Here is a 14,435-nt window from a genome sequence, read left to right as displayed (position 1 = left end):
ATTTATGGGAGCATTGTTAGTTATTTACTTAACATCAAAAATAGAGAAGGGAGAGCATAGAATAAAGTTATTAAAAGAGGAATTAAAGAGAGGAATAATAAGCTTCATAAATTTTGCCTTAAGAATAATTGAGATATTAAGATTGAGGTTAAAGATAAGCAAGAAAGGAAGAATTGTGCTTATGATTGGGGGTGATTAAAAATGATTACAGATCAGAAATTCCAGGTAGTTGGAGGACCCCACTGAGCACCTATACAATATACTGTTTCATCACGAGGGATGCTTACCTGAGCCTTACCTGGAAGGAGAAGGGAAAGGAGAACAAAGGACACTAAAAGTAACCAAAGAATTTTACCCCTTAAACCTTTCATACCTTCACCTCCTATTTATTTTTAGGGGCGTAGGGACCATGCACTAAACCCTTAGTGACATATATAATATCATATTGAAACAAATTTGTAAAGAGGAAATTTTTAAAAATTTTTAGGAGAATTATAAACCAATATTTTCCTTGCTCTCTTCTATCATGCTTTTTTCTTCTATCAACTCGCTCTTACCCAAGAAAACCCCACCCTCTTCAATGGAGAACTTTCCACCATATTTTAAATCTCCTTCTAATCTTCCTGTAGACAATATCTCTACATTTTCATAGGATATAATATTTCCCTTTACCTTTCCCACAATTGATATTCTTTTACATTTAATATTTCCTTCCACATAACCCTCTTTTCCAATTATTACACTTTGTGAGGTCTCAATATCTCCAATAACCTTACCATCTATTCTTAAAGAGGCTTGAGAAATAATCTTACCTTGAATCTCTACCCTTGATCCTATGATAGTATCAACTACTTCCTTCTCCTTTTTCCCAAACATAATTACCTCCTATTTTAAATATCCAAGTTTTATTATATCTACATTAAGATAAGGTGTTGGATTAACAGCAACACCATTTCTTCTTACCTCATAATGGAGATGAGGTCCTGTTGCAGTACCTGTACTCCCTATAAGACCTATGAGCTGTCCCTTCTTAACATAACTTCCAACATTTACCTTTATATAAGATAGATGGGCATACAAGGTAGATATTCCTCTTCCGTGGTTTATCTTTATTACTTTTCCATATCCACTCTCCCAGCCAGCATAGGTAACAAATCCATCCGCTGTTGCATAAACAGGTGCTCCCCAAAAGGAAACTATATCAATTCCTGAGTGAAATTCCCTCCTTCTAAAGATAGGATGAAATCTCCATCCAAAACCTGAAGAAATAAATCCCCATGCAGGCCATCGAGAGGGAGTTACTGCAAGGAGTGCTTTTCTTCTTTCAATTTCTTTTTGAATATAGGCAAGGGATCTCTCCTTCTCCTCTAATATCAACTTGTATTCTAAAATTTTTTTCTCGTTTTGAAAGGTTTCTACATCCTTATAGGTTTTTAAATCCAAGGGAACAAAACTTACATTTTTTTGAGGGGTAGGAATACTTCCTTTAATCCCCAACACCTGCTTTAATTTCTTCTCTACCTCTTCAATCTCCTTTATCTTTTCTCTCAATTTGTCCAATTCTTTTAATTGAGCTTTTTGTTGTTCGCTAACCTCCTCCAATACCTCCAAATGTTTAACTTTTGTTAACTTATTTGTAGATATCTTATAAAGGGCGAAAGAGAAGGCAAGAGTACCTATTAAAATTATTAAAATTAGTACAGGAATACTTATGTGAATCTTATGACTCCGCGGATGGGAAGAATCATGAGGTATTATTATCAGTGTAAAAAATCTTTTCCACCACCTTCTCCTTTTTTTCATAATTTCACCTCATAAATAAATAAAAAATAAAAGAAAAAAATTAAATAAAAAAATATAAATTTTATTTTTGGTAGAAAGTATAACAAAATTTTAAAAATTTGTCAAGAAACGAGGTTTTTCATTGCCTCCTCCGCTTTTTACTCAAATTTTGTTAATTTATTTATTTTCCTTACCAATTCCAAACAAGATTTCCATTTATATCCTTCATCTTCCCTAAAAGTATTAAAATTAGATCATAAAGGACCCAAATTCCTAAGGGAAGGAAAATATACCAAAAGAAAGATTTTACTGTTAATGAAGCTACTATACCACTAAAACCAATAAGAAGCATAGTAAGACCTGTTCCAAACTTTCCTAAATAAAACCTATGAGCCCCAAAGACTCCCAAGAAAATACATAAAATTAAAGCTTTAGTTCTTGATCTATCAGAAAACCCAATAGCCACAGCATTTTCCTCCTTTCCTTAAAATTTCTTTAATATTAGTATAAATCAAAAATTTTATTTTGACAAAAAAATATTTTTATTCTATATTAATCCCATTATGGGAGAGGAAAAGGAGCTTTTTATTTCTCTATTTGATATAATATTTTCCATAACAAGCACTATGGACCTTATAAAGCCCGAATTAACCCTCCACTCCCAGCGGGTAGCTTATATCTCCTTTAGTATTGGAAGATTACTTGGACTACCATGGGAGAAGATTTATGAGTTAGTATTAAGTGGTCTCTTACACGATTTAGGTGTTATCTCCTATAAAGATACCAAATTCCTAAAGTACTTTGAATCAGATATAGAAAATGGTAATTCCTATAAGCATGCTTTTATAACATACTATCTTTTAAAGGATTCCACCTATTTAGAGAATATTGCAAGATATATCAAATTTCATCGTGTTAATTGGAATTTTGGAAAAGGGAGAGAATTTAATAGGGAAGAAGTACCAATAGAGAGTCATATCTTACATTTAGCAGATAGAATAGAGGTTTTGATAAATGATGATGAAAATATATTAAGTCAGAGGGGGAGAATTCTAAAAAAAATAAAGGAAAATTCGAATAAAATGTTTGTCCCTTACTTAGTAGAAGCCTTCTATGAATTAGCAGAGAAAGAGTACTTCTGGTTTGACTTAAGTTCTAAAAATCTTCCCAATATAATAACTAAGAAAACTATGAAAGAGGATAAAAAATTGAATATTAGAGATTTTGAAGAATTATCAGAGATTTTAGCAAGATTAATTGACTTTAAAAGTCCATTTACCTCTATCCACTCTAAAACTGTATCAAAGATATCCGAAGTCATAGGAAATTATCTAAATTATCCTCAAGAAAAGCTCACACATCTGAGAATAGCAGGGCTTCTCCATGATATTGGTAAAATATCTATCCCCTCAGAAATATTAGAAAAGAAAGCACCGTTAAATAATGAGGAATGGTATATTATTAGAAGTCATCCCTATAATACCCATAAGATCTTAGATAATATAAAGGGATTAGAAAATATAAGAGATTGGACATCCTTCCATCATGAAAGATATGATGGAAATGGATATCCCTTCCATTTAAGAGATGACGAGATTCCTGAAGAAGCACAGGTAATAGCCATTGCGGATATATTAACTGCCCTTTCTGAGGACAGACCTTATAGAAAAGCTCTAAGCCCAAAAGAAATACTTTTAATAACAGAAGAACATATAAAGGGGGGAGTTAATGAGTACCTCTTTAGAAGATTAATGGAAATTATAAAAGAAGTAACCTTAGAGATAAATAAACATCTCCTCTCTTCAAAAGAAGAGTATGAGAAGTTTAGAAGCTATCTAAGATCATTAGATAATTAATAACTTATTTTTTCTTTATAAACTTTCTCAGATCTTTCATGCCATTAATAAACTCAGGAACCTTTTCTTTTGGAAATCTTGGCCAAGTTACAATAATAAGTAATAAAAGATATAAAATTATTATTAAGCCATAACGCAATTGATTTCTAAATGCAGTATAGATCATTAATCCATATGGAACCGCCTGAAAAGCATTAGCAAGCTGATTAGATGGGAAAAACCAAAGTCCTAAGAAGGTAAGCAATAAAAAGATAATAGTAAAGAATAAAGATATAAATTTACTGAAAGTCAAATAGAGAAGAACTCCAAAAGAAACAGTCATATCCGCATATAAGTCATGTTCTCCTATCCACGTTTGATAATTTACTTGGGATTTTCTTGCCAAATGTCCATCCAAAATATCAGTTAACCAGGCAATTAAAAGCCAAAGTATAGCGGAAAAAAGCCCTTTACTTCCTTGAGATAACCCTAAAAAGGCAATCCAAATTCCAATAAGGAATCGAGAGAGAGTCAAAGAATCCGCTAAAAGCTTTACATAGGTCATAATTGGCTCCCTCCTCTCTTTAATTTTTATATAGTATAATCTAAATTATGAAAATTGAAAGGAATTTTTTAGAAAGAATAAAAAGAGAATTAAATAGAGAACAGGAAAGAGTAGTTTTAGAGGGAGATGGTCCCTGCTTAGTCCTTGCAGGACCTGGCTCAGGAAAGACAAGGACCATTGTATATAGGGTTGCCTACCTTATATATAAAGGGGTATCTCCATACAATATCCTTCTTTTAACCTTTACAAACCACTCCGCCAAAGAAATGTTAAATAGGGTAATGAATCTTTTACAAAATAAAGTGGATGTATTAGGAGGCACATTTCACCATGTAGGAAACCGTATATTGAGAAGATATATTAAAGAATTAGGTTATAGGGATAATTACAATATACTGGATAGAGAAGATAGTAAGGATTTAATAATAGATATTTTAGAGGAAACTACAGAAGAGCCTATAAGTAGTGAGATTATCCAAGATGTTATAAGCTATAAGATAAATACTGGAAAAAACTGGGAAGAAGCTCTAATGGAAAAAGCACCTCATATTCCTATCGATATAGTTTTAAAGGTAAAAGAAAGATACGACGCATTAAAACATAATCTCAATGTGTTAGATTATGATGATTTACTCTTTCTATGGTATAAATTACTTTTGGAGAGAGAAAATATAAGAAGAATATTAGATGACCAATTTCAATATATTTTAGTAGATGAATATCAAGACACCAATTGGCTTCAGGGCGAAATTATAAGGCTTTTAAGGATAAACAATAAGAATATATTGGTAGTAGGAGATGATGCCCAGAGTATATACTCTTTTCGCGGAGCAACCATTGAAAATATGATCAATTTTCCTAAGGTTTTTGAAAATACAAAGATTTTTTATCTAATGGATAACTATAGAAGCACTCCTGAGATAGCGGAATTAGCCAATGAGGTAATTAAAAACAATAAAATACAGTACTACAAAGAAATAAAAGCTTTAGCAAGATCAGGACCAAAACCAAAGCTTGTTTGGGCTATGGATGAGAATGAGGAAGCCAGTTTTATAGCAGAGCTTATAAAAGAACTACATAAAGAGGGCATCCCTTATAGAGAGATTGGAGTACTTTTCAGATCCAACTATCAATCAATGGTATTACAAATGGAGCTTACAAGGAGAGGGATTCCCTTTGAGGTAAGGGGAGGACTAAGATTTTTTGAGCAAGCCCATATAAAAGACATGCTTTCCTTATTAAAGGTACTATATAATCCTTTGGATCAGATATCTTCCCAGAGATTTTTTAGACTTTTCTCAGGCATTGGTAGAGCTTACAGCAAAAAGCTTTCGGAAATAATTGCAGAAAGCAGAAATTTTGAAAGAATATTTACTATCTCTCTCACTGCCCGAGCCTTAGATGGTATAAGAGATATTAAGAATATATGGGATGGTATTAAAAAACTTCAATGGGAAAGGAATATATCCGAAGTACTTAACTATTTCTATAAGAATTATTATGCAGATTATTTAAGAAGACACTATGAGGATTACTATGAACGCTCCAAAGATGTGGAACAACTAATAATCCTTGCAGAAAGATATGATGAGTTAGAAAAATTTCTAAGTGATTTATCCTTATACACCTATGGAGGAGAAAAGATCTTTGAAGACAAGGAAGAAAATGATGTTTTGGTATTATCTACTATTCATCAGGCAAAAGGTTTAGAATGGGAAGTTGTATTTATAATGAGGTTAATAAATGGTGAGTTTCCAAGCCATAAAAGTATGGATAAGAATCTTGAAGAGGAAAGAAGATTGTTCTATGTAGCTATAACCAGGGCAAAAAGGGAGCTTTATGTAACGACCCTACTTACTCGTTCAAACAAATCTTTTTCTTCATTTTCCAAACCATCCATATTTATTGAGGAGATAAATAGAAAAAGATTATTTGAGGAATGGATAGCCAAAGAGGTCTATCCATCCCTCAGAGGTTATTAATTAAACAGTCTTTAATAGCTCATTTGTCTGATCTGCAAATATATAGTCCACAACCTCAACATCTACATTCTTTACCCCTTCAAGCTCCTTTATAGACTTCTTTATAGAAAGGGCAAGTTGCATACCCAAAGGACAGAAAGGAGTAGTAGGTCTAAATACTATTTTCACATTTCCATCCTCTGAAACTTCTAAATTTTCAATAGTATTTAAGGTAACAAGATCTAAACCTACCTCTGGATCAATAATCTCTCTTAGCTTGTTTTCTACTTTTTCCTTTAAATTCATACCTTTCACCTCGTAATTTTTTTATGATATTCTATCACATAAAGATAAAAATTTATAGTAAAATAAGATTAAAAAATTTTAATGAGGGGAGAGCTATGAAAAAGATATTGGTAGTGGATGATGAGCCAAATGTAAGAAGTTTAGTAGTTGAAACTCTCAATTTTTTAAATAAGTATGAGATATTTTCTGCAAGTAATGGAAAGGAGGCTCTAAATCTAATAAAAGAGAAATCTCCAGATTTAGTTATATTAGATGTTATGCTTCCTGATATAGATGGGTATACAATATGCTCTCATATCAAAGAAAATCCCAATTTAAATACATTGGTACTATTCCTTACTGCCAGATCCAGCGAGATTGATCAAAGAGTAGGTTATGGAATGGGGGCGGACGATTATCTTCCAAAACCCTTTACCTTAAAAGATCTCATTGAAAAGGTTCAAAATCTCTTAGGAGAATAGGATGAAAGGTTTTGAGGAGAATATAAAAAAGGAGAAGGTAATATCTTTAATTAGGGGCATATTCTTTTTAGTTGCCCTTATCCTAATTAAACTGGATATTATACCAACTTCATATCCCCATATCTTTAATATATTACTAATTATTTTTTCCATATACACATTATTTACTACATTCTTCCCTGTCTATACATATCCCTTTTTCTACAAACACCAGATCTTTGCCTCTATTGATTCTATCTTAATTGCAGTTTTAGTTTACCTAACAGGAGGGGTTGTTAGCCCTCTTTATCTATTTCTACTCTTTCCCATATTATCCGCTACCTTAAGATACGATTTCAGTACTTCTGTCACTTCCGCCCTTTTAGTTACTCTCATCTTTTTATTTTTTGGGATTTTGCAGAAAAAGGAGATAATCCTGAGCACTGCCCTTTCAAGGGTTGCAGAAATGGGCTTTCTCTCTCTTACTCTATCCTTCTTCCTAAGTTATGTAGGAAGGGAAACCTTGAAGCTCCAGCAAAAAATGAGAGAAACAGAAACCCAATACAAAATAACTCAGATTATAAATTCCTCTTTAGACTTAGATGAGGTATTTAATTCTATATTAGAATCTGCAATATATCTCTTAAATGCTGATGGAGGAACAATTTTCTTAAAGGATAAAGAAACTGAAGAGCTAATCTTTGAAAAGGTAAAAGGAGAAAAGGAGAAAAACCTATTAGGAAAGAGATTGAAAAAGGGAGAAGGGCTTGTAGGATGGGTCGTAGAAAAGGGAGAAGGAGTAGTTGTTAACAATGTGCTAAAGGATAAGAGATTTTCTCCCTATTTTGATGAGATCACAGGTTTTAAAACAGGCTCTGTTATATGTGCCCCATTAAAAGTTAATGATGATATCATTGGAGCTATAGAGATCGTAAACAGTGTTTATAAAAAGCCCTTTACAGAATACGATTTAAAATTGGTAATAAACTTTGCTAATGAGGCATCCATAGCTCTCCATAAAGCTCTTTTATACAATCAGGTAAACATTGAAAGAGAAAGAATGATGAAGATAATTGAAAATACTGCGGATGGTCTAATCATCTTGGATGTGAATAAGAATATAAAGTTAATAAATACTGCTGCACAAAATTTATTCTCCTTGATGCCTGAGGACATAAACAAAAATTGTAAGGAAACATTAAAGTGTAAAGATCTAAAAGGAAATGTTCTTTGTGTAGATTGTCCCTTAGATAGATTGTATCAGCAAAAATTGCCCTCTCTCCAATACGAGATGAAATTCTATCCTCAAAACAGGAAAGAGATTATTTTAGGATGCAGTTTATCTGCATTATGGGAAAATGAAAAAATTAAAGACTTTATCTTAGCTGTAAGGGATATCAGTCTATCAAAAGAATTGGATAGAATGAAATCGGAGTTTGTAGCTAATGTATCCCATGAGTTGAAAACTCCCCTTACTGCCATAAAAGGCTACAGTGAATTATTATTAACTCAAGATGTGAGCTTAGATAGAGCTAAAAACTATCTTAAGATTATAAACAATGAGGCGGATAGACTTACAAAACTGATAAATGACCTATTGGATCTTTCCAGGATTGAGGCGGGAAGAATTGAAATTAAAAGGGATGTGGTAGACCTTAAAAAAATAATAAATGGAAGAATATTCTTCTTCCAAAATCAAACCCAAAAGCACCAATTTATCACAAACTTTCCCGATTTTCCCGTATTGATATCTGGTGACCAAGATAGATTAACACAGGTTTTTCACAACCTTTTAGATAATGCAGTTAAATACTCACCAAACGGTGGAAATATAACAGTAACCATCAAAGATAATATCAAAAATATAGTTGTACAGGTATCGGATCAAGGAGAGGGAATAGCTCCTGAGCATCTTCCCTATATCTTTGATCGATTCTACAGAGCGGATGTATCCTTGACAAAAAAGAAGAGTGGAACAGGTCTTGGTTTATCTATAGTAAAAAGTATAGTGGAAGCCCACAAAGGTAAAATTAGTGTGGATAGTAAGTTAGGGGAAGGGACCACCTTTACTATAGAATTTCCAAGAGATTTTCCTGTAGTAGATCCTATTACTGGCACCCTTTTCCTTCCTTATTTCTTCCCCTTAGTCTGGCAATCCTTAGTAAAGGTAAGAGAGAAAGAAATCCAATTTGTTTTGGGACATATTTCCTACGAATTTTCAGAACAAACCCTAAGCCTAAAAGAAAAGGATGTTTTAAGACAGAAATTAGCCCAAATGCTAAAACAATTCTTAAGACCAACCGACTATATCTCTCATGGATTAGGTCATTTCTATTTATTTGTGGCTGATTTCGATCCCTTAAAACTACAAATATTTGTACAAAGACTTAGTCAAGCTCTAACCGCCTTTACTTCTATAGAGCAAGGTATAACTATCAGGAAGGAATTTTTACAATATCCTAATCAACCAATGTCAAAAATTAAAGCTTTCCTATCCGATAGCTATTACGGGTTCCCCCAAGAAGAAACACTATAGTTTGGAGCTTCTTTTGTTATTATCACATCATGGGGATGGCTTTCTCTAAGTCCTGCATTGGTAATTTTGACAAACTTTGTTTTTGTCCTTAACTCCTCCAAGTTTCTTACTCCACAGTAGCCCATTCCAGCCTTAAGCCCTCCAACAAGCTGGAAGAGTACTTCAGAAACAGGACCCCTATAGGGCACTCTTCCTTCAATTCCCTCTGGCACAAACTTGTCCGCCCCTTCTTGGAAGTATCTTTCGCTTCCTCCTTCTTTCATAGCGGAAAGAGATCCCATACCTCTATATACTTTAAAACTCCTTCCCTGATATATCTCAATTTCTCCTGGACTTTCTTCTGTTCCAGCCAGTAGACTTCCAATCATAACTGCATGGGCTCCTGCAGAAATAGCCTTTACAATATCACCAGAATACTTAATACCTCCATCTGCAATAATGGGTACATTATACTCTCTTCCTGCCCTTGCACACTCCAAAATCGCAGTAAATTGAGGCACTCCAACTCCTGCAATTACCCTTGTTGTACATATGGAACCTGGACCAATCCCCACCTTAACCACATCCGCCCCAGCCTCAATAAGAGCTTTTGTACCCTCATAGGTTGCCACATTTCCAGCCGTTAAAACCGCCTTATTCTTACAGAGCTTTTTAAGTTCCCTAACTGTTTCCAAAACCCGTTTAGAATGTCCATGGGCAGTATCTACCACAATCATATCTACTTCTGCTTCTAAAAGAGCCTTTGCTCTTTCTATAGCCTCACTTCCTGTACCTACAGCAGCTCCAACCAATAGCCTTCCCTTATCATCCTTTGCAGAATTAGGATATTGCTTCATTTTCTGAATATCCTTAATAGTAATTAAGCCTTTAAGTTTAAATTCCTTATCAACTATAGGCAACTTTTCTATTTTATATTTTTGTAGTATCTCCTGGGCGGACTGAATAGTAATTCCCACCTGAGCCACTATAAGATTCTCCTTAGTCATCACTTCAGAAACCTTTCTATTCATATCTGTCTCAAACCTCAAATCTCTATTTGTTACAATTCCTACAAGCTTTCCATTCTTTTCCACCACAGGAAGACCAGAGATATGATATTTTGCCATTAAAGCAAGAGCATCGCCTACAGTTTGGTCAGGAGTAAGAAAAATAGGATCTGTAATCATTCCATGCTCAGATCTTTTTACTTTATCCACTTCTTCCGCCTGTCTCTCAATACTCATATTTCTATGGATGATGCCTAATCCACCTTCTCTTGCCATAGCAATTGCCATTCTTGCTTCCGTAACTGTATCCATAGCAGAGCTCAAAATAGGTATATTCAAATGAATTCTTTCCGTAAGATAAGTGTCTACCGAGACATCCTTGGGAAGAACCTCACTATATGCTGGTACTAATAAAATATCATCAAATGTTAAAGCCTCTCCTAAAAATCTATCTTCCATTGCTACCTCCTATCCTAAATATTGTTTTATTATATCTTCAGAAATTCCATTATTCTCAACGATATTTTTATAAATTTTAGCACTTTCTCTCCATTTTCTTTCCAAAGTATTATAATCCATTTCAAAAAGCCCAAATCTCTGATAAAAGCCTTCCGCCCACTCAAAATTATCCATAAGGGACCAATGTAAATATCCTTCAACCTTTACCCCATCTTCAATAGCTCTATATAGCTGTAATAGATGGGATATGAGGAATTTTGGTCTCTTAGCATCCTTTGCATCCGATATACCATTTTCTGTAACAATAATGGGGATATGGGTCATATCCCAAAATCTTTTCAATACCCTATAAAAACCTTCTGGATAAATCTCCCATCCAAAATCAGACCTTTCCACATCTTCAGGAACATACTGCTTAATAAAATACGGAAAATCTTTAAGGGAGAAACCTACACGTACCCTTGTATAATAATTTATCCCCAAGTAATCTAATGTATTCTTTACATAAGGAATATCCTCTTTTATAAAGGGGGATGAAAATTTTCCATTAATGATGGCATTTATAAAGGTGAGATTATAAAGATTATCCAAAAACCTTTGGATTTTTCTATCTACATAGGAGTTTTCTCTTATTGGATCAAAAACCATAACATTATAAGCAATGCTTACTTTACTATCAGGAATATTTTCATGAAGAATAGCATAGGCTTTTCCATGAGCCTTAACCATATTATTTAATACTTTCAACATCTTAATTATACTTTTTTCTTGAGGAGGAAACATTCCCATAGCATAACTGGTAAAAGCATATGCATTAGGCTCATTAATGGTTATCCAATACTTCACAAGATCTTTAAAAGATTTTGCAACCTTTTCTGTATACCTTAAAAAATAATCAATAGTATTAGGATTTAACCATCCCCCCTCTTTCGATATCCATAAAGGGTTTGTAAAGTGATGAATAGTTACAAAGGGCTCGATATTATTCTCTCTTAGTCTAACAATTATTTTTCTATAATGTTCAATAGCAGAATCATCAAAATAGCCAGTTCTTGGCTCAATTCTACTCCACTCTAAGGAAAAACGAAAGGCATTATTATTTAGCTCCTTCATCAACTTTATATCATCTTCATATCTATTCCAAAAATCACAAGCAATGCCTGAAACCTGACCATCTCTAACCTTTCCCTGTTTTTCAAACTCCCACCAATCATTATTCGTATTATTTCCCTCTACCTGATGGGATGCCACAGCAGTTCCCCAAAAAAACCCATCGGGAAATTTATAAACCTTCATTTTCCATTCCTCCAAATTTAATTAACCATTTAAAATCTCATCTATTCTTTTCAGTTCTTCCTCACTAAACTCTAAATTCTTAATGGCAAAAACATTTTCCTCTATTTGAGAAGGTTTACTGGCACCCACAATAACAGTAGATACAACCTTATTTCTTAGGATCCAAGAAAGAGCAAGTTGAGCTATTGTTTGACCTCTATTTTTAGCAATCTCAGAAAGTTTTCTAACTTTTTCTATTCTCTCTGGAGTAATATCGCTTTCTTTTAAAAATACTCCTGACTTTTTCACCCTTGAATCCTCTGGAATACCATTTAAATACCTGTCACTTAATAAGCCTTGGGCAAGAGGTGAATAGACAACTGCACCCATCCCTAACTCTTCCAAGGTATTAAAAAGTTCCTTTTCTGGCTCCCTTGCAAACATACTATATCTAATCTGATTAACTATAGGCTTTATCCCCATACTACTCAGTATTTCATAAGCCTTCCTTGTTTGTTCTGGATTGTAATTAGAGATTCCCACATATAGAGCTTTACCTTGTCTTACCACTTGATACAAAGCTTCCATAGTCTCCTCTATAGGAGTTTCAGGATCTGGTCTATGGGAGTAAAAAATATCTACGTAATCCAATCCCATTCTCTTTAAGCTCTGATCAAGACTTGCAATAAGATACTTCTTAGATCCACCATCTCCATAAGGTCCATCCCACATCCTATAACCTGCCTTTGTTGCTATTGTTATCTCATCTCTATAGGGTTTAAGATCAAATTTTAAAATTCTTCCAAAGTTCTCTTCTGCAGATCCAGGAGGTGGTCCATAATTATTTGCCAAGTCAAAGTGGGTAACACCTAAATCAAAGGCTCTCCTTACAATCTCTCTCATATTTTCAAAGGATTCGTTGTATCCAAAATTATGCCAAAAACCTAAGGAAATGGCAGAAAGCATTAATCCACTTCTACCACATTTCAAATAAATCATCTCTTTATACCTATTTTCATTTGCGATATACATCCTTTTCACTCCCTTCTAAAAATTATTTCAAATTTTCTAATTCTTTCTTTGCAAGCTCCATAGACTCCTCATGAGTCTTCAATAGCCATGGATGAGGCGGAGTATTTATGACTTTTAAAAACATATCTTTTGCTAGCTCCTTTTTGCCCATTTTTAGGTATAGATATCCAAGTTCCAAATAAATATTAGGATAAATAGGGGTAAACTTCAATGCTTCTTTCATGAACTGCTCCGCCTTATTGTAATTGTAAAGGGGCCAGGGAACATCCCTATATCTCATACCCATAGCAAGAAGGGCAAAGGTTTTATAAAGAGGATCATCAAGAATTTCAATTGCCTTACTTATATATTTATCAAAATCGCCCAACATAAAAAGACTCTGTACAATTCCTTTATATTGGGCAAGCCTTCCAATAGAAGCTCCAGCAATATACCAAGCCCTTCCATTTTTTGTATCCAGTTGAATTGCTTTCTCTGCAAAAGATCTTGCCTTCTCATACATCTTCTCCTTATCCTTACCTTCTACTCCCCATAAACCATACTCCAAATAGGAGTCCGCAAGAACTGTGAGAAGATAGGAATTTTTGTAAAGATCTTGCTCCTTTTCTAATGTTTGTATAAGAGAAGTAATTTTTGATGCATCTCTATCTCTTCTTGCCTCAAAAAATATCTTATTGGCAGTATCAAAATCTATTGGGAGAATAGTATTTGTAATCAAGAAAAGAATTAACATTAAAAAGATTATTCTTTTCATAATGTTTCCTCCAAATTTAGTTTTGTAAATTTTATCACTCACCAATAATTTTAACAAGCACCCTTTTCTTTCTCTTCCCATCAAACTCTCCATAAAAAACCTGCTCCCATGGACCAAGATCAAGTTTTCCATTAGTAATAGCAATTACCACTTCCCTTCCCATAATAGTACGCTTTAAATGAGCATCCGCATTATTCTCTCCCACATTATGATAATATTGATCGTAGGGTTTCTCTGGAGCAAGTTTTTCCAGCCAAATTTCAAAATCCTTATGAAGCCCTGGCTCATCATCATTTATAAATACACTGGCTGTAATATGCATGGCATTACATAGAAGAAGCCCCTCCTTTATGCCACTCTCCTCAACACATTTTTGAAGTATGGAAGTAATATTAACAAAAGCTCTTCTTGTAGGAATCTCAAACCAAAGCTCCTTTCTATAGGACTTCATCTTTACCTCCCTTAATAAAGTTCTCTCTCTTTTATTTTAAAGATGGTATCTAT

At 33.8% G+C, this 14,435-nt stretch carries 15 protein-coding genes; 5 read left to right on the top strand and 10 right to left on the bottom strand.

Going from position 1 to position 14,435, the window contains the following annotated elements; genetic code table 11:
* Nucleotides 1–4: 4 nt before the first annotated feature.
* The gene (locus CBR30_09355; GenBank protein PMQ00795.1) at nt 5–199 is read left to right on the top strand and encodes a hypothetical protein; all 195 of its coding nucleotides are present in this window, start codon (nt 5–7) and stop codon (nt 197–199) included.
* A 293-nt stretch (nt 200–492) separates the two neighbouring features.
* Here CBR30_09355 and CBR30_09350 read toward each other — a convergent pair whose 3' ends face one another.
* From CBR30_09350 to CBR30_09340, 3 genes are all read right to left on the bottom strand, one after another.
* Nucleotides 493–876: a hypothetical protein gene (locus CBR30_09350; protein ID PMQ00794.1), complete on the bottom strand. Its 384-nt coding sequence runs from the start codon at nt 874–876 to the stop codon at nt 493–495.
* 9 nt (nt 877–885) lie between these two features.
* Nucleotides 886–1,803: a peptidase M23 gene (locus CBR30_09345; GenBank protein PMQ00793.1), complete on the bottom strand. Its 918-nt coding sequence runs from the start codon at nt 1,801–1,803 to the stop codon at nt 886–888.
* A gap of 169 nt (nt 1,804–1,972) precedes the next feature.
* Entirely contained in the window at nt 1,973–2,248 is a 276-nt protein-coding gene (locus tag CBR30_09340) for a hypothetical protein (protein PMQ00792.1), read from the bottom strand.
* A 97-nt stretch (nt 2,249–2,345) separates the two neighbouring features.
* Between CBR30_09340 and CBR30_09335 the strand changes: the two genes are divergently transcribed.
* Nucleotides 2,346–3,638, top strand: a complete 1,293-nt coding sequence (locus CBR30_09335) for a phosphohydrolase (protein PMQ00791.1) — start codon at nt 2,346–2,348, stop codon at nt 3,636–3,638.
* A gap of 4 nt (nt 3,639–3,642) precedes the next feature.
* On the opposite strand, the gene CBR30_09330 is transcribed toward CBR30_09335, so the two are convergent.
* Nucleotides 3,643–4,182 carry a hypothetical protein gene (locus CBR30_09330; protein ID PMQ00790.1) on the bottom strand — a complete coding sequence of 180 codons (540 nt, stop codon included), beginning with the start codon at nt 4,180–4,182 and terminating at the stop codon, nt 3,643–3,645.
* Nucleotides 4,183–4,229: 47 nt separating this feature from the next.
* Between CBR30_09330 and CBR30_09325 the strand changes: the two genes are divergently transcribed.
* Nucleotides 4,230–6,164, top strand: a complete 1,935-nt coding sequence (locus tag CBR30_09325; GenBank protein ID PMQ00789.1) for an ATP-dependent DNA helicase — start codon at nt 4,230–4,232, stop codon at nt 6,162–6,164.
* On the opposite strand, the gene CBR30_09320 is transcribed toward CBR30_09325, so the two are convergent.
* On the bottom strand, nt 6,165–6,449 hold the full coding sequence (locus CBR30_09320) for a hypothetical protein (protein PMQ00788.1): 285 nt from the start codon (nt 6,447–6,449) through the stop codon (nt 6,165–6,167).
* A gap of 95 nt (nt 6,450–6,544) precedes the next feature.
* Here CBR30_09320 and CBR30_09315 point away from each other — a divergent pair, with 95 nt between their 5' ends.
* Both CBR30_09315 and CBR30_09310 read left to right on the top strand, forming a co-directional pair.
* On the top strand, nt 6,545–6,910 hold the full coding sequence (locus CBR30_09315; protein ID PMQ00787.1) for a response regulator: 366 nt from the start codon (nt 6,545–6,547) through the stop codon (nt 6,908–6,910).
* A gap of 1 nt (nt 6,911) precedes the next feature.
* Nucleotides 6,912–9,425, top strand: coding sequence for an alkaline phosphatase (locus CBR30_09310; GenBank protein ID PMQ00786.1), 2,514 nt, complete (start codon nt 6,912–6,914; stop codon nt 9,423–9,425).
* Here the strand turns inward: CBR30_09310 and CBR30_09305 are convergent.
* Genes CBR30_09305 through CBR30_09285 form a run of 5 tightly spaced genes read right to left on the bottom strand, consistent with a single transcriptional unit; the run spans nt 9,395 to nt 14,382 of the window.
* Nucleotides 9,395–10,870, bottom strand: coding sequence for an IMP dehydrogenase (locus CBR30_09305; protein ID PMQ00785.1), 1,476 nt, complete (start codon nt 10,868–10,870; stop codon nt 9,395–9,397). The two genes, CBR30_09310 and CBR30_09305, sit on opposite strands and share 31 nt — an antisense overlap.
* 9 nt (nt 10,871–10,879) lie before the next feature.
* Complete coding sequence (locus CBR30_09300) at nt 10,880–12,166, bottom strand: beta-glucosidase (GenBank protein ID PMQ00784.1); 1,287 nt, start codon at nt 12,164–12,166, stop codon at nt 10,880–10,882.
* 21 nt (nt 12,167–12,187) lie between these two features.
* Nucleotides 12,188–13,177, bottom strand: coding sequence for an L-glyceraldehyde 3-phosphate reductase (locus CBR30_09295; GenBank protein PMQ00783.1), 990 nt, complete (start codon nt 13,175–13,177; stop codon nt 12,188–12,190).
* Between the two features lie 22 nt (nt 13,178–13,199).
* The gene (locus CBR30_09290) at nt 13,200–13,931 is read right to left on the bottom strand and encodes a hypothetical protein (protein PMQ00796.1); all 732 of its coding nucleotides are present in this window, start codon (nt 13,929–13,931) and stop codon (nt 13,200–13,202) included.
* A 34-nt stretch (nt 13,932–13,965) separates the two neighbouring features.
* Nucleotides 13,966–14,382, bottom strand: coding sequence for a secondary thiamine-phosphate synthase enzyme (locus CBR30_09285; GenBank protein ID PMQ00782.1), 417 nt, complete (start codon nt 14,380–14,382; stop codon nt 13,966–13,968).
* Nucleotides 14,383–14,435: the final 53 nt, after the last annotated feature.

The organism is Dictyoglomus sp. NZ13-RE01 (assembly GCA_002878375.1).
Lineage (GTDB): Bacteria > Dictyoglomota > Dictyoglomia > Dictyoglomales > Dictyoglomaceae > NZ13-RE01.
This window is presented reverse-complemented; position numbering and strand designations above follow the sequence as displayed.

Excerpts from the sequence above, each read along its gene's own strand:
- CBR30_09300 (PMQ00784.1), bottom strand. The coding sequence starts at position 12,166 with ATGAAGGTTTATAAATTTCCCGATGGGTTTTTTTGGGGAACTGCTGTG.
- CBR30_09335 (PMQ00791.1), top strand. The coding sequence starts at position 2,346 with ATGGGAGAGGAAAAGGAGCTTTTTATTTCTCTATTTGATATAATATTT.
- CBR30_09310 (PMQ00786.1), top strand. The coding sequence starts at position 6,912 with ATGAAAGGTTTTGAGGAGAATATAAAAAAGGAGAAGGTAATATCTTTA.
- CBR30_09330 (PMQ00790.1), bottom strand. The coding sequence starts at position 4,182 with ATGACCTATGTAAAGCTTTTAGCGGATTCTTTGACTCTCTCTCGATTC.
- CBR30_09315 (PMQ00787.1), top strand. The coding sequence starts at position 6,545 with ATGAAAAAGATATTGGTAGTGGATGATGAGCCAAATGTAAGAAGTTTA.
- CBR30_09305 (PMQ00785.1), bottom strand. The coding sequence starts at position 10,870 with ATGGAAGATAGATTTTTAGGAGAGGCTTTAACATTTGATGATATTTTA.
- CBR30_09325 (PMQ00789.1), top strand. The coding sequence starts at position 4,230 with ATGAAAATTGAAAGGAATTTTTTAGAAAGAATAAAAAGAGAATTAAAT.
- CBR30_09285 (PMQ00782.1), bottom strand. The coding sequence starts at position 14,382 with ATGAAGTCCTATAGAAAGGAGCTTTGGTTTGAGATTCCTACAAGAAGA.
- CBR30_09290 (PMQ00796.1), bottom strand. The coding sequence starts at position 13,931 with ATGAAAAGAATAATCTTTTTAATGTTAATTCTTTTCTTGATTACAAAT.
- CBR30_09320 (PMQ00788.1), bottom strand. The coding sequence starts at position 6,449 with ATGAATTTAAAGGAAAAAGTAGAAAACAAGCTAAGAGAGATTATTGAT.
- CBR30_09355 (PMQ00795.1), top strand. The coding sequence starts at position 5 with ATGGGAGCATTGTTAGTTATTTACTTAACATCAAAAATAGAGAAGGGA.
- CBR30_09295 (PMQ00783.1), bottom strand. The coding sequence starts at position 13,177 with ATGTATATCGCAAATGAAAATAGGTATAAAGAGATGATTTATTTGAAA.
- CBR30_09350 (PMQ00794.1), bottom strand. The coding sequence starts at position 876 with ATGTTTGGGAAAAAGGAGAAGGAAGTAGTTGATACTATCATAGGATCA.
- CBR30_09345 (PMQ00793.1), bottom strand. The coding sequence starts at position 1,803 with ATGAAAAAAAGGAGAAGGTGGTGGAAAAGATTTTTTACACTGATAATA.